The following is a 14,878-nucleotide window of genomic DNA, read 5'->3' on the forward strand; positions in this document are numbered from 1 at the left end:
GTGGTGATGATTCTAGCACGGGTGCGTGCCGGCCCCGCGGGCAGGGCTACTCCCAGGCCCACTGGCCGTTCACGAAGACCGGGGTCTCCGCGCCGTCCGCGGCGATGCCACAGGGACGTCCGGCGATGATCGGTGGTGCGCCGTCAGGGCTTCGAACCCTGGACCTTGGGATTAAAAGTCCCCTGCTCTACCAGCTGAGCTAACGGCGCGTGGTGATGATTCTAGCACGGGTGCGTGCCGGCCCCGCGGGCAGGGCTACTCCCAGGCCCACTGGCCGTTCACGAAGACCGGGGTCTCCGCGCCGTCCGCGGCGATGCCCGTAATGTTGAGGTCGTCCGCGCCGACCATGAAGTCGACATGCGTGCTGCTCTGGTTGACGCCGCGGGCAAGGAGCTCGTCCTTCCCCAGGTTGGCGCCGCCCTCGAGGCACTCGGGGAAGCCCATGCCCAGCGCCAGGTGGCAGCTTGCGTTCTCGTCGTAGAGCGTGTCGTAGAAGAGCGTGGAGCTCTGTCGGATCGGCGTGTTCTTGGACACGAGCGCAAGCTCGCCGAGACGGCAGGCGTTCTCGTCCGTCTCGATGATGTGGCGCAGGACCTCGCGGCCCTGCTCGGCGTCAAACTCCACGACGCGACCGCCCTCAAAGCGCAGCCAGAAGTCGCGGACGGTCTGCCCGGCGTGAACGAGCGGCAGGGCGGAGTAGACGACGCCGTCGGCGCGCAGGCGATCCGGGCTGGTGAAGACCTCCTCAGTGGGAATGTTGGGGAAGAAGGTCACGCCGCCGCGCGTGCGGCCGGCGCCGCCGTCCCAGACGTGGCCCGCGGGAAGGCCCACGACGAGGTTCGTGCCGTTTGAGGACTCGTAGCGAAGCGCGTCGAAGCGGTGAGAGTTGAGGAAGCGCTTGGTCTTCTCGAAGGAAGCGTTGTGGGTCTCCCACGCGCTCTCCGGGTCATCCCCGTCGGCGCGCGCGACCTCCAGGATGAGCACCCAGAGGCGATAGAGCGCCTCGGCGGGAGAGAGGTCCGGGAAGACCGCGCGGGCCCAGGACTCCACGGGCACGCCGGCGATGCACCAGACGTTGTGCCCAAAGTCCATGCCGTCGCGGAAGGCGCGGCACTCGGTGTTGCGCGCCTTGGCGGCCGCGGCGGGCTTGGCGGGGTCTATCCCCTTGAGCACGGCGGGGTCGGATCCGGAGAGGAAGAGGAAGGCGGCCCCGTCCTCGGCCAGGGAGTTCAGCTGCTCGATCTGCCAGGACGGCGTGTGCTCAAAGAAGCTGAGGTCGCAGTTCTCGTAGGTGAGGCGCATGACCTCGTCATCCTTCCAGATGACGGTGACGTGACCCGCGCCTGCCTGATAGGCGGCGCGCACCACGCGGCGCGCAAAATCCGCGCGCTCCACGGGAGCCTGGAGCACGAGCTCCTGGCCGGGGACCAGCGTGGCGCCCTTGCGCACGAGCAGGTTGGCGTAAAGGTCCAGCTGGTCGGACAGCGCCTCGGTGGCGAGGCGGCATTCCTCGTCGGTCATGGGGAGAGAGGCCACAGGCGTTCCCTTCGTTCGGCAGACGGCGAGAGGGACCCGCCGCATGGAAAGGGCCCCTTTCGGGGCCCGATGTCTTCTGGAGCGGGCAACGGGACTCGAACCCGCGAATGTCAGCTTGGGAAGCTGATGCCTTACCACTTGGCGATGCCCGCGTGCGAGAGGATTCTACCACAGCGCGCAGGCGGGCGGCGCGACACCACGGGCACCCCATAATCGTCCCATCGGGCGTTCGGTATAATCTCACCCGCCTTTTCCGTACGACTCCAAGGGGGTTTCATGTCAGCTCGTCAGATCTGCCGCTGCGGCGTGGCCGTGGCGCTGCTTGCCGTTGCCTCGTACATCTCCGTCCCGTTTGGACCCGTGCCCTTCACGCTTCAGACGCTTGTGCTCGCGCTGCTGCCGGTTGCGCTGGGCGGACGCGACGCGCTCGTTGCCGTGGCGCTCTACCTGCTGCTGGGTGCCGCGGGACTTCCCGTCTTCTCCGGCATGTCCGGCGGCGCGGGTCACCTGCTCGGGCCGACCGGCGGCTATCTCTGGGGCTTTTTCGTGGGAACGGCGCTTGACGCGCTCGTCCTGCGCCTAAGGGCGATTCCCGAGCCCGTTCGCGGCGTGGCGGGCGCGGCCCTTCTGCTCCTGACCTCCTACGTCTGCGGAACGATCCAGCTCATGACCGTCATGGGAATGGGCGTCGAGGCGGCTCTGGCCGCGGCGGTCATCCCGTTTGTCATCCCGGACGTCGTGAAGATGCTTGTGGGCGTGAGCGTGGGATACCGCGTGCGCCGGGCGCTTTCCGTGAGTGCCATGGACCTGGCGTAGCGCGGCCGCGGCGGGTACGTACACGCCTGCCGGGTACGTACACTTGCGGCGGGTACGTACACGCCTGCCGGTTGCGTACACTTTCGCGGGTTACGTACACGTTTGCCGGTTGCGTACACTTTCGCGGGTTACGTACACGACCACACAGGCCATCTACCTGCATGGATGTAAAACCATCAGACAGGCAAGGCCTCTTTTCGTGTACGTAACCACCTGAAATGTACGTAACCGGCGCAAGTGTACGTAACCAGACGACAGGGTTGCCGGCGCACGGGGACGCGGACGGGCGCTTCGGGCCGGTACTTGGGTAGGAAGGCGTGACCGGGAAAGGTTTTGGCTTCATAGAGCACATGTGATGGCGAAGGGCTCCGATTCAATCGGGGCCCTTCTCGTTAGCCGTGCGTCGCGAGAAAAACAGCGCCCGCATCCTGCGACCAGCGGAATGCGGTCATCCCCGCGTCCTTTGACCGTAAGGTTTACGTCGGTGCGGGAAAACCTTCCCGGAAGGGTCCTCTCGTACCGTGTCTCTCGTCAAGAGAAAGGAGACACGATGAGGGAAAAGCCTACGAAGCGACCGGCACGGCGAGAAGAACCACGGGGCGGGAGACGCCGACGCGGTCCCGTCTCCCGCCTCACGGGCGGAGACCTCCCTCTTGGGGGCATGCCTCCCGCAACGGGCCACGCCGGGAGGGCACGCGGCCTCGGCAGCCTCTGCACACAAAAATGACGGCGGGCCGCGTGCTGCCCGCCGTCACTGATACCGTATGGGGCGCGATGGTCCCGAGCCGCGCTACGAGCGTCGAATCATCTCGGTCACGATCTCGGTCACCGCCGCGGCCTGATCGCCGGAGACGTTCTCGGCCACGTCATCAGGCGTGCGGCTGAGCGCGGGAAGACCGTTCTCGCCCAGGCCCATGACGGTGACGGAGCGCATGGAGGACCTCATGGCCGGCGTCGCGTCCGTGGACATCCAGTCGTAGTCCTGCTGCGCAAGCTCGTGGTGAAGGTCCTTGGCCGCCCCGGAGAGCAGGCGGACGAGCCTGCGGTCCGCACGACGGGTGGACTCGAGACCCTCCTTCGTGAGCACCGTGAGCTCGCCCGCACCGATGCGGTCGAGGTTCACGATGAAGCAGCCGCGCACCTCGGAGCGATGGTTCCTGAGGAAGGACCTCATGCCCGCATGGTCGAGGGAGGACCCGCCAAGAGCGACGAACCAGATGTCGTGCGAGACGAGGGCGTCATCGCCAAGGCCAAGAACTGCCTCGCGCAGCTCCTCCTCGGTCGGAGCGTCCTCGTCCTCCACAAGACGAAGGCCGTCTCTTGAGGTGGCGCCGCCACGCCAGAGCGGATCGTCCTCGGAGTCGCCGAGCCAGCCACCCTTTCCGGTTGCCTTCTTGGCGGTCTTCTCGGTGGCCTCGCCCTTCTTGGAGGGGGACGCCCCGTCATCGGCAGAGGTCTTCTCGGCCTGGTCCGCAGAGGACTCGGCGTCATCCGCGACAGAGGAGCCACCGAGCTTGGAGAAGAAGCCCTTCACGCGGTCGAGCAGGCCGGTGAGCGGATTCTCCTTGGCCTCGGGCTCGTCGGCGGCCTCGGAAGTGGAGATGGTCTCGATGGGCTCGGGAGCCTGGACCCCCGCGGAGGGAGCTGAGGTGGGAGCGGAGGCGTTGATCCGCTGGGCGGAGGGGTTGGTGTTGAAGGGATCGGAGGAGACGGAGGAGGGGTCGGGCAGGTCAAAGAGGGAAGCGCGACGCGCCATGGGGGAGACCTGCGGGCGATAGCTCGTCTTGCCCCACTCGGGGTCGGCCGGCGCGGTGGGGTGCGGCTTCTCGTCGGGCGTGACGGGCTGAGTCTCGTCAAGCGCAAAGGTCCCCTCGGTGGTGTCGAGCCCCGAGGCGTCCTTCTTGCCGACGCCACGGCTGCCCTCGCCGTCCATCACGAGCGAGAAGCGCCCGTCGGAGAGCAGGTCCTCGCGCGTGGCGCCAAGGTCGTTCTCGGCAGGGGCGGAGGCGACGGGGCGGGACGGCATGGTCGCCTCGGCCTCGTCGGTCACGAGCGTGAGAGAGGAGGTGGACTCAGGGGAGACGGAAGGGGCGGCCTCTGCGGCGGCATCCTCATCAGAGGGCTCGGCCGCCGGGGCGGAGACAACGGAATCGTCAGCCTCATCGGCGGGGGTGGCAGCGTCGGTGGCCCCATCCTTGGAAGGCGCGACCTCCTCGTCGGAGGCGGGCACAAAGGGGAAGAGGCGCGTCTGCTCGAGCTCGGAATCGGGCTCGGGTCCGTTCTCGACCGCGTCGCGCGGCTCCCCCGCCTCTTCGGCGGCGAGCTGCGAGGCGCCCGCCGGCTCCTCGGCCCCGGCCGGAGCCGGCCCGACGACGGCGTCGCGATACTCGATCTCGCACTCCTCGGGGAGGATGGCGAGCGAGCGAAGCACGTCCTCGCCGTGGCGCACGCCGAGTACCTCGACGCGCTCAACGGCGACGGCGGCGGACACGGGCTCGGGCTCGGAGCCGTCCTCGGCGTCGAAGGGCTCCTCAATGCCCTCGGCCGCCTCCTTGCGGCGGGTCTCAGACTCGCGCGGGGTCGGCACGAGGCCGCTCGGACGGACGTTCTCGAGGACGCCGAGCATCGCCGCAACGCCTGACTTGTTGTCGTTGGCGCCGAGGGTGCACGGCGAGAAGCGCTCGTAGATGGCCGCCACGGCCAGAAGCAGTGCGGGGAGGGAGGCAATGATGCCGATGATCCAGAACACGATGCGCGCGGGCGCGGGAAGGAAGCCCATGACCTGAATCAGCGCGCAGACGGCAACGAGAAGGCAGCAGGGCTCGGTGAGCTTGGTGACGAGCGGAAGGTAGGGGGCGATGGGCGTGGAGTAGAGGAAGTTCTCGTGCGGGGTGTCATAGTGGGCAACCACGACGATGGGGCGGTTTCCCTTGGACACGAGCGGGCCCGTGGCGCGGTGCACCGCAATGACGTTCTGGCTGCGGGCCTGGGGGCCGACGGTGAGGGACGGCTCGCGCCCAAAGAGGCGCATCACCACGAGCACCGCAGGAATGATCGCAAGGATGAAGCCCACGACGGTGAGGGCCACGACGCCAAACCCCGACACGAGCACGCCGAGGAACATAACGATGCCGAGAATGGCCGCGGACAGGCCGCCGAGCAGGGGCGCGTCGAACTCCTCGATCGACGGCTCGACCTCGTGCTGGCCCATGAGCCAGGAGATCGTCTGCGCAGCCTGGAGCTCCTCCTGGCTGTTGGCGGGTGCTATGCCCACCTTCTGGTTGAGGTAGTCCAGGTAATCGTGTGTCATGGCCATGCTGGTCGTCCTTTTTACGAGTCTCGGGGACCGAGTTCAGAGGCGTGCATACAATCAAAAGAGTATACGTCTTGTCTTCTTTTTTTCGTGGAAAAGACGCAGATGGGTCGCGCACCGTGCCGAGCGGCGCCGACAGACTGACGGGTGAGGGAGGTTTGGCCGTGAGGCTGACCAAGGACGACGAGCGGGCAAGAAGAATCGGCTCGCTTGCCCTGGAGTTCATGAACGCCGCGGGCCCCCTGCCCTCCTCCGAGATCGCGCGGCACTTCTACCCGGCCCTTTCCCCGGAAAGCTTCCGTCGTGCCTTCTCGCGCGACCGCGAGGCGCTGCTCACCTGCGGCATCGTCGTCGTCGAGCGACGGCGGCCAGGAGAGGAGTCCTCCTGGGAGGTCGACGAGGAGGCCTCCTTCCCCCAGGGGGCCGCGCTCGCGCCCCTCGAGGCCGCGGCGCTTGAAATCTCATGTCAACCCCTACTTGATGACCCGACCTTCCCCTTTGCGCGCGACCTCAGAATCGCCCTCGCCAAGCTGACGCGCTCCTTCGCGGAGGGCCTCGTCGTTGCGCCTGCCCGCCCGGACTCCGAGACGCGGACCACCGCGACCCTCAGGGAGTGCCTCATGGCGCACCACGCGGCGCGCATCGCCTACACGGACGCCCGGGGCCGCGAGTCCGAGCGCCTCATCGCACCCTACGGGTTCTTCTCGCTGGGGCAGGCGCTCTACCTCGTGGCCGCGCAGCTTGACGAGAAGGGCGCGCCCCTTGAGGGACACACCCGAACCTACCGTGCGGACAGGGTCCGGGCGGCCAGCCCGGTTCCAGCCGTTCCCGTTGAGGTCCCGGAGGACTTCTGCGTGGACGACTGGCGGCGGCTCCCCTTTCAGATGGGTGCCGCGAGGGTTCCCTGCACCTTCCTCGTCCCTGCCGAGCGGCAAGATGACGTGGGCCGCATAACCCGCGGCCAGGGCGCCCTTGAGCCCGCGGAGGGCGGCCTTGTCTGGGAAGTGGGCGCGTGCGACCTCACGGCCGCCGCGCGCTGGGCCGTGGCGCAGGGCATCGTGCCCCAGGCTCCGCCCGCACTCGTCGACGCCACCCGTACCATCCTCGAGGAGGTGATCGGGGATGTCGCGTAGGTCCCGGGAGATCGGCCGTCCCGGCTCGCTCAACGAGGCGCGCGAGCTCGTCGCCCTGCTCGCAAGCCTGAGTGACGCCGGCGACGCCCTCACCGCTCAGGCCATCGCCGAGAGGCTGGGCGTCTCGGAGGAGCGAGCGCACCATCTCATGACCCTCGTGATGACCTCGTCCGCGGCGGGCGGCGCCCCGCTCCCGCTCACGGAGGACGGAGCGGGCGAGCTCGCGCTGACCTTCTCGGGAGGCATGCACGGGAGAGCGGTCCGCCTCACGCGAGGGGAGACCACCGCGCTCGAGGCCGCGCTCGCCAAGCTCGGCATCCCGGGAGACGATCCGCTCCGCGCCCGGCTCGCGGGCGCTCTCGCACGTGAGGGGCGGGACCCCGACCTTGTGCGGCGCCACCTTGCCTCCGACGAGGTCGCCACCAACCCCGGCACGCTCGGCGCGTGCTCGCAGGCCTTGGCCCGACGCGAGGCCCTCACCTTTTGCTATGCCTCCCCGTCGGCCCCCGCGGGGGAGCGGCACGTCCTTCCCTCGTCCCTCCGGCACGAGGACGGCGCCTGGTACCTTGACGCCTATGACCTGGGACGTGCCGGGGAGCGCACGTTCCGCCTCGACCGCATGAGCGACGCCCATGCCACCCCGGCCGAGGAGCTGCCCCCGCGGGACGAGAAGGACCCCGCACGCAGCGTCCGCATACGCCTCGACGACCCGAGCCTCATAGACCAGCTGGACTGGCACGGCGCCACCGTCACGCCCCGGCCGGACGGGTCCGTGGAGGCGGAGCTCCCCCTCTACGGCGGGCCCTGGCTCGCGCGGATGGTCGCGGCCTGCGGAAGCTCCGCACACCTGGAGGACGCCGATCTTGCGGAAAGCTCCCGCGCGGCCGCGCGGGAGCTGCTGGGCCGCCTGCCCGCCCCGCAGGGCGCCTACTCGTGCCCTGTACGCCAGAGCCCGATGTAGCGCCCCACGCTCGCCGCCTCCAGCGTGGACACGCTCTTCGAGGGCAGCGAGCTAATGAAGAGCTTCCCGTACCCCTTGGTGGTGAGGCGGGAGTCCGCCAGCACGAGCACTCCCGTGTCGCTCGCCGAGCGGATGAGGCGCCCGGCGGCCTGCTTCACGGAGATCACCGCGTCGGGCAGGGAGTACTTCCACCATGCGCGGGCCTCGCGAAGGTCGCGCTCGCGCACGAGGGGGTCGTTGGGGCTCGCAAAGGGAAGCTTGGGAATGACCACGCAGCGCAGGGTGTCACCGGCGGCGTCAAAGCCCTCCCAGAACGAGCGGAGCGCCATGAGGGAGAGGGCGCGGTCCTCGGTGAAGCGCTGACGGAGACGGCGCGGAGACGAGCCGCGCTCCTGGCACGCCACCTCAAGGCCCTGCGCGGCCAGGCGTGGCCGCAGGCCCTCGTAGACGCGCTCCATGTCGCGTCGGTTGGTGAAGAGCGTGAGCACGGACCCGCCCATGGCAACGTGCACGTCAAAGAGCAGGTTCTCAAGGGCCGGCAGGTAGGCTCGGTCGCTCGGCGCCGGCAGGTCGCGCGCCACCACGACGGACATGTGGCCGTCAAAGTCAAAGCTCGAGTCCAGCCGCACCTCGCGGTGCGCTCCCGCGCCCGGCACGTCAAGCCCGACGGCATGGTTGAAGTGCGAGAAGTCCTCGCCCACGGCGATCGTTGCCGAGGTAAAGACGACGCTCTCCATCTCCGGCAGCCAGCGGCGGGCAAGGTCGGACCCCACGTCGAGCTTCTCCGCCACAAGCCGCTCCTGCGCGATCTTGCGCTTGGAGCGCGTGACCTGCGCGGAGTAGACGTAGGTAGGGTCGGTCCCGGCGCAGATGAGCCTGATGCCCGCCAGAAGGTCCCGCAGGAACCGCGTGGACTCTCCCAGGTCGGCCGCGAGCTGCGGCGCCTCGGCGGCGAGCGCCTCGCCCGCCTCGGCCAGCTGCTTGACCGCCTCCTCGAGCGCGTCTCCGGCGCGGCCGCCCGCCTCCTCGACGGCGCCCCACTCGGCCGTGGCCCGGGCCTCCTCGCCCAGCCAGAGCGTCATGGTGTCGTACCCACCGTCCGCACGGGCAATGCCGGCAAGCTCGTGGACTGCCACGAACAGGTCGGCCACGGCAACCGAGGCGCGCGCCACGCCCGCGGCGGCCTTTGCGAGCAGCCCTGTCACGAGCGTCGAGGACTCGAGCGGCATGACCTGCACCATGAGGTTGTGGATGACGCCCGTCTTGGCTCCGCCCAGAAGCTCGAAGGCGCGCCGGGCCTCGTCACCGGAGACCTCGACGGCCCACTGCCGCCGGGCCTCGGCCTCAAAGCCGTGGGCCTCGTCGACCACCCAGTGGCGGATGGGCGGCAAGATCCTGCCCTCGGCGTCCACGTTTCTCAGCAGCAGCGAGTGGTTGGTCACCACCACGTCGGCGGAGGCGGCGCGGCGGCGCGCGCCGTGGAGCGGGCACTCGTTGGGGAAGTACGGGCACCTGGCGCGCAGGCACTCGCCCGGGGTGGTCGTGAGCATGGCGCGGGGCACGTAGCGCCAGCGGATTCCCAGGGCGTCCACGTCCCCGTCAACGGACTGGCACGCGTAGGCGTAGGTCACCGCTATGGCCGTGAGCATGTCCGCGGCCACGGCGTTGTCCGAGCGCCCGTCGTGCGGGACCACCGCAAGCGGCAGCTCGTCGCGCGCCGCGCGGTCCAGCCGGTGCAGGCACGCGTAATGGTCGTAGCCCTTGAGGCTCGTGAAGGTGAGCCCTCCGGGCAGCGCCTGCGCGAGGGCGGGAAGCTCGTGGGAGATGAGCTGGTCGGTGAGGGCGTTCGTCTTGGTGGCAATGCCAACGGTCACGTTGTTGCGCCGGGCAAAGAGCGCCTCGGGGAGCAGGTACGCCACGGACTTGCCCACGCCCGTTCCCGCCTCGATGGCGCGATGGGTGGACGACGCTAGCGCATCGGCAACCTCGCACGCCATGCTCACCTGCTCCGGGCGCTGCTCCATCTCCCCGTACATCCGAGAGACCACGCCTCCCGGCTCAAAGCCGCGACGAATCTCCTCGGCCGAAGGCGCCAGGAGGGCACCGGCCTCGCTCGCATCCTGCCGCTGCTCGCCGCGCACCTCGCGGACAAGACGCGCACGGTGCGCCTTGAGCGAGAACGCGGTCGGCTCCACGTCCTTCTCGGCCGCCAGGTAGGAGAAGAGGGGCCGGAAGGGCCACGTCACCTCCTCGTGCATGCCGGCGAGAAGAACCAGGAGGCCCGCGGGCAGGTCCGCGAGCGCCTGGAGCAGGAGCGGCCAGAGGCCCGCGAGGGCGTCGACGTCATCGCTCGCGCGGTGCGTCACTGACGCGCAGCCAAAGGCCGCCGCCATGTCTGCCAGGCGGTGCGTGGTCAGGCAGGGAAGCGCGATGCGGGAGAGGGAGAGCGTGTCCACCCAGGTGTCGGAGACAAGGGCTCCGCCGGGCACCGCCTCGATGAAGGTACGGTCGAAGGTCGCGTTGTGCGCAAGGACGGGCGAGCCCGCCACAAAGTCCGCAAGAGCCGCCACCGCGTCACGGGCGCTCGGCGCGTCCGTGACGTCTCGGTTGGTGATGCCGGTGAGGCGCGTGATCTCCTCGGGGATGGGGCCCGTGGGGTGCACGAAGGTCTCGAAGCGCTCCACCACCTCTCGGCCGGAGAGGCGGGCGGCGGAGATCTCGATGAGGTCGCAGTCCCTGAAGGACAGGCCCGTGGTCTCCGTGTCCAGAACCACAAGGTCCTCCTCGAGCGCCCCGAAGTCGCGCCCGGCGGCGCGGGAGGCCAGGCTCAGGTAGCGATCCCGGACCTCGTCGGGCGTGCCGGGAATGATGAGCTCGGAGAGCGGAAGGTTCGTCCCGTCCCTCATGCGCCCGCCGCACTCTCGCGCCCCTCGAGCGCGTATGCCACGAAGCGCGCGCAGAGCTCGGGGAACTCGATGCCACCATGGCGCGCGGAGTCCGGAAGGAGGCTCTCGGCCGTCATGCCGGGGATCGTGTTGGTCTCAAGGATCACGGGCACGCCCTCCGGCGTGACGATGAAGTCGCTCCGCGAGCACCCGCGGCAGCCGAGCGCACGGTGAGCGCGCACCGCGAGGTCCTGGGCCTTGGCGTAGACGCCCGCCTCAAGACGGGCGGGGATGACATGGTGGAGCGCCGAGGGCTCGTACTTGACCTTGAGGTCGTAGAACTCGGCGCCCGTCACGATCTCCACGATGGGCAGGGCGCGGGCGTCGTCGTTGCCAATAACGGGAACCGTGATCTCCGTTCCCTCGACGCACTCCTCAATGAGCACGCGCCCGCCGTCCGCGCCGGCAAGCGCGATGGCGTCGTTCAGCACCGCTCGGTCGGTGACGCGCGTGATGCCGTAGCTCGACCCATTGGCCGCAGGCTTCACAAAGAGGGGCAGGCCCAGCCTCTCCAGGACCTCGTCGATCTGGTCCTCGGTGAGGCGCGTGCCCCCCGCCACATCGACGCCGCGAGGGGCGCGGATGCCCGCGGACGCGTAGACGGCCTTGGAGAGCTCCTTCTCGCTTCCCACGGCAGACGCCGCCACGCCGGAGAACGTGTAGGGGATGTGCAGGATCTCAAGAAGCCCCTGGACGCAGCCGTCCTCGCCATAGCGGCCGTGCATGGCCACAAAGGCCACGTCGTAGCCGCCGCGGGCGAGCCGGGTCACAAAGTCGCTCTCCGCGAGGTCAAGCAGGTCAACCGTAGTGAAGCCAGCCTCCCTGAGCGCGGCCTGGCACTCCCGGGCCGAGCTCAGCGAAATCTCTCGCTCGTCGGACCAGCCGCCGCACACGACGACCACCCGCTTGGTCAGCAGTTCTTCTCTGTCCATCAAAGCTCCTTGCCTGTGCGCCCGTACGCTAGACTCGTTCTTGGACCTATGACCTTCGAGGATACCCCACCACAGAGACGACACGCGGACGCGGAGGAGAAAAATGCGCGCAGACGACGGACAGAACGAGGCAAGCGAGAAGAACGCCCCGCTCAGGGACCTTCATTCCCTCACGCGCGGTGAGCTCGCGGAGCTGCTGTCCTCGCTGGGGCAGCCTGCGTTCAGGACCAAGCAGGTCGAGGAGTGGGTCTGGGTGAAGAACGCCCAGTCCTTTGACGAGATGACCAACCTTCCGAAGTCCCTGCGCGAGGAGCTGGCGCGTCACGTCACCCTGGGCGGTGCCGAGGAGATCGCTCGCCAGGCCTCTATCGACGGAAGCCGCAAGTACCTCCTGCGCTTTCCCGACGGCGTGTCCGTTGAGTGCGTGGGCATGCCCTCGGGCAACCGTCTCTCCGTCTGCGCCTCGACTCAGGCGGGCTGCGCCATGGGCTGCGCCTTCTGCGCGACGGGCTCCGCGGGCCTCACGCGCTCCCTCACCGCGTCAGAGATCTACGAGCAGGTCATGCACGTTCGCGATGACTTCAACACCCGTGTCACAAGCGTCGTTCTCATGGGCCAGGGCGAGCCCTTCATGAACTATGACGAGACGCTCCGCGCGCTTCGCCGCCTCAACTCGCCCGATGGCGCGGGCATCGGAGCGCGCCACCTCACGGTTTCCACCTGCGGCGTCATCCCCCAGATCATGCGCTTTGCCAACGAGCCCGAGCAGTTCACGCTGGCCGTCTCCCTCCACTCCGCGGTTCAGCAGACCAGAAACGCCCTCATGCCCGGCGTTCGCAAGTACTCTCTCATCAACCTCTACAGCGCGATGGGCGAGTACGTGGCCAAGACCGGACGCCGCCCGACGTACGAGTACGCGCTCATTGCGGGCGTCAATGACACCGACAACGAGCTCCAGGCGCTCTGTGACTTCTGCGAGGGGACGCTCGCGCACGTGAACCTCATCCAGCTGAACGACGTCGAGGGCTCCAAGTTCCGTCCGTCCACGCAGCTCAGGGCCGAGGACTTCGTGCGGCGCCTTGCCCGCGTGGGCGTTGAGGCCACCATCAGAAACTCTCGCGGCTCTGACATCGACGCCGCCTGCGGCCAGCTCAAGCAGCGCTCGCTCAGGTCCGGCCGCTAGTCCCTCTTTTATCTCGCGAATGGGCCCCATACTTCTTGTACGGGGCCCATTTTTAGTACATATGTTCTCTTTTGTACCTAGTAGCCGAGCGCTTCCCATTCTTTTCTGGTCTGCTGCCGATTAGGGAGCTCGTCTTCTTCCATGACCTGACCCTCGGCCTGCTCGATGCTCTCGTTGACCTGACGGTAGGCGTCCCGGACGGTAGACACCGTCTTCCTGAGCTCTGCCCGTGCCTCGTCCGTCAGGAGCACGCGATACGCCACTGCCGCGCACGTCCCCAGCACACCAAGAAGAACGAGGGGTCCTATCAGGCCTTTTTTCATTTAGGACCACGTCCTCGGACCGGCGAGCAGATCAACGATCTCACCAAGCTGCTCCTCCGAGGCAAACTCGATCTCAATCTTGTTTTTGCCTCGGACGTTCTTCACACGGACGTTGGTGTTGAGTGCCGTCCTCATCTGCTGGGCCGCACGCTTGAACGACTGCGGCGTCGGTGCGCGATGGGGCCGCTCTGTGGTCTCAAGCTGCGTGAAGAGGGGTGCGAGTGCTTCCGTCTGGCGTACGGAGAGCCGCTCCGCCACGACCTTCTGGGCAAGTCTCACCCGGCCGTCCTCACTGGGAACCGCCAGAATGGCCCGCGCGTGACCTGCTGAGATGCTCCCATCCTCAACATAGGCCTGCACCTCTTTGGGAAGGTCAAGCAGTCGCAGTGTGTTTGTGATCGCAGACCTGGACTTTGAAACGGCCTTGGCCAGCTCCTCCTGCGTAAGGCCCCTCTCCTTGATGAGCTGCTTGTAGCCACGAGCCTCCTCGAGGGGGGTGAGGTCTGCGCGCTGCAGGTTCTCAATGAGGGCAAGCTTGAACACCTCGTCATCCGAGATGTCCTTGATGATGACCGGCACCTCATCCAGCCCCGCTGCCTTGGCCGCCTGATAGCGTCGCTCACCTGCGACAATCTCGTAGTCCATCCCCTTCTTGCGAACAAGCAGCGGCTGAAGCACGCCATTCTGCCGAATGGAGTCGGTCAGCTCAGCAAGGTCCTCTTCCTTAAAGGTCTTGCGCGGCTGCCCCTTGTTCGGCTTGATCTTCGAGAGGGGAAGCGTTGAGTCGTTTCTCATTCCTGCTGTCTCGGCATCTGCCTCGCCAACGAGAAGACCAAGTCCCCTTCCCAGGCCACTTTTCTTAGCCACGTGCAACAACCTCCCTCGCAAGACGCGCGTACGCAAGGGCACCCTTGCTCACCCGTGCGTACTTGCAGACTGGAAGTCCGTGGCTCGGCGCCTCGGACAGCTTCACATTACGCGGAATGACCGTCTTGAAGACCTTCTTGTCAAAGTAGTTCCTCACTTCCTCGACAACCTGGTTGGAAAGCGAGGTGCGGCTGTCGAACATCGTCATGACAATACCAAAGATCTCAAGGTCAGGGTTCTTATCCCGCTGAACCATCTGCATGGACTCCAGGAGCTTTGCCACGCCCTCAAGTGCGTAGTACTCACACTGAATCGGGATGATGAGCGAGTCAGCCGCAATGAGCGCATTGATGGTGAGCAGGCCAAGTGACGGTGGGCAGTCAATGAAGATGTAGTCAAACTCATCCTTGAGTGGCTCCAGAGCCTTCTTGAGCTTCTGCTCTCGCTCCTCGGCAGACACCAGCTCAATCTCTGCCGTTGCAAGCTGAATCGTCGCCGGAACGAGAAAGACATTCTTCACGCAGGTCTCGTGAATCGTTTCCTCAATCGGCTGACCGTGGAGAATGACATCGTAAATGTCGTGCTCCAGCTCGTCCTTCTCGATGCCATAGCCGCTCGTCGTGTTGCCCTGGGGGTCAAAATCGATAATCAGGACCTTCTTCTTGTTCTCACCAAGACACGCGCAGAGATTGACGACGGTCGTTGACTTTCCAACGCCACCCTTCTGGTTGATCACGGCAATGGTTCTGCTGTCGCGCTGCGGAAGCCCGCGCTTGACGTCCTTGTAGCTCATCTGACCCCCTTGTCGTTCTTGTTCCTCTCTACTATACGTTATTGTTTCACGTGAAACCTCATCATCTGATCCTTAA

The 14,878-nt window shown here is 67.2% G+C and carries 11 protein-coding genes and 2 tRNA genes; 4 read left to right on the forward strand and 9 right to left on the reverse strand.

Annotation, left to right across the window (positions count from 1 at the left end; genetic code table 11):
- Nucleotides 1-133 precede the first annotated feature (133 nt).
- The 3 genes from B5F84_RS06275 to B5F84_RS06285 form a co-directional block, all read right to left on the reverse strand.
- Nucleotides 134-209 (reverse strand) — tRNA-Lys (locus tag B5F84_RS06275).
- Between the two features lie 46 nt (nucleotides 210-255).
- Complete coding sequence (locus B5F84_RS06280) at nucleotides 256-1,521, reverse strand: aminopeptidase (protein ID WP_087322054.1); 1,266 nt, start codon at nucleotides 1,519-1,521, stop codon at nucleotides 256-258.
- A 92-nt stretch (nucleotides 1,522-1,613) separates the two neighbouring features.
- Nucleotides 1,614-1,688: transfer RNA gene (locus B5F84_RS06285), tRNA-Gly, on the reverse strand.
- Nucleotides 1,689-1,812: 124 nt separating this feature from the next.
- Between B5F84_RS06285 and B5F84_RS06290 the strand changes: the two genes are divergently transcribed.
- Complete coding sequence (locus tag B5F84_RS06290; protein ID WP_087321952.1) at nucleotides 1,813-2,352, forward strand: biotin transporter BioY; 540 nt, start codon at nucleotides 1,813-1,815, stop codon at nucleotides 2,350-2,352.
- A 790-nt stretch (nucleotides 2,353-3,142) separates the two neighbouring features.
- On the opposite strand, the gene B5F84_RS06295 is transcribed toward B5F84_RS06290, so the two are convergent.
- A complete protein-coding gene (locus B5F84_RS06295; RefSeq protein WP_087321954.1) occupies nucleotides 3,143-5,668 on the reverse strand; it encodes a hypothetical protein in 2,526 nt (841 codons plus the stop codon).
- Nucleotides 5,669-5,829: 161 nt separating this feature from the next.
- Here B5F84_RS06295 and B5F84_RS06300 point away from each other — a divergent pair, with 161 nt between their 5' ends.
- Nucleotides 5,830-6,798 carry a WYL domain-containing protein gene (locus B5F84_RS06300; RefSeq protein ID WP_087321955.1) on the forward strand — a complete coding sequence of 323 codons (969 nt, stop codon included), beginning with the start codon at nucleotides 5,830-5,832 and terminating at the stop codon, nucleotides 6,796-6,798.
- Nucleotides 6,788-7,759 carry a WYL domain-containing protein gene (locus tag B5F84_RS06305; RefSeq protein WP_087321957.1) on the forward strand — a complete coding sequence of 324 codons (972 nt, stop codon included), beginning with the start codon at nucleotides 6,788-6,790 and terminating at the stop codon, nucleotides 7,757-7,759. The genes B5F84_RS06300 and B5F84_RS06305 overlap by 11 nt, the downstream gene beginning before the upstream one ends.
- Here B5F84_RS06305 and B5F84_RS06310 read toward each other — a convergent pair.
- Both B5F84_RS06310 and B5F84_RS06315 read right to left on the reverse strand, forming a co-directional pair.
- Nucleotides 7,726-10,665 carry a helicase C-terminal domain-containing protein gene (locus B5F84_RS06310; RefSeq protein WP_087321959.1) on the reverse strand — a complete coding sequence of 980 codons (2,940 nt, stop codon included), beginning with the start codon at nucleotides 10,663-10,665 and terminating at the stop codon, nucleotides 7,726-7,728. The genes B5F84_RS06305 and B5F84_RS06310 overlap by 34 nt on opposite strands.
- Nucleotides 10,662-11,636 carry a D-alanine--D-alanine ligase gene (locus tag B5F84_RS06315; RefSeq protein WP_087321961.1) on the reverse strand — a complete coding sequence of 325 codons (975 nt, stop codon included), beginning with the start codon at nucleotides 11,634-11,636 and terminating at the stop codon, nucleotides 10,662-10,664. Before B5F84_RS06315 ends, B5F84_RS06310 begins: the two co-directional genes overlap by 4 nt.
- Nucleotides 11,637-11,739: 103 nt before the next feature.
- Between B5F84_RS06315 and rlmN the strand changes: the two genes are divergently transcribed.
- On the forward strand, nucleotides 11,740-12,819 hold the full coding sequence (gene rlmN / locus B5F84_RS06320; protein WP_087321962.1) for a 23S rRNA (adenine(2503)-C(2))-methyltransferase RlmN: 1,080 nt from the start codon (nucleotides 11,740-11,742) through the stop codon (nucleotides 12,817-12,819).
- Nucleotides 12,820-12,896: 77 nt separating this feature from the next.
- Here rlmN and B5F84_RS06325 read toward each other — a convergent pair whose 3' ends face one another.
- From B5F84_RS06325 to B5F84_RS06335, 3 genes are read right to left on the reverse strand one after another with little or no spacing between them, the layout of a single operon-like run.
- A complete protein-coding gene (locus tag B5F84_RS06325) occupies nucleotides 12,897-13,142 on the reverse strand; it encodes a hypothetical protein (protein WP_143786064.1) in 246 nt (81 codons plus the stop codon).
- On the reverse strand, nucleotides 13,143-14,009 hold the full coding sequence (locus B5F84_RS06330; RefSeq protein WP_239378286.1) for a ParB/RepB/Spo0J family partition protein: 867 nt from the start codon (nucleotides 14,007-14,009) through the stop codon (nucleotides 13,143-13,145).
- Complete coding sequence (locus B5F84_RS06335) at nucleotides 14,002-14,802, reverse strand: AAA family ATPase (protein ID WP_087321966.1); 801 nt, start codon at nucleotides 14,800-14,802, stop codon at nucleotides 14,002-14,004. Before B5F84_RS06335 ends, B5F84_RS06330 begins: the two co-directional genes overlap by 8 nt.
- Nucleotides 14,803-14,878 lie beyond the last annotated feature (76 nt).

Origin of the sequence: Olsenella sp. An290 (genome assembly GCF_002159535.1) — a bacterium.
GTDB lineage: Bacteria > Actinomycetota > Coriobacteriia > Coriobacteriales > Atopobiaceae > Thermophilibacter.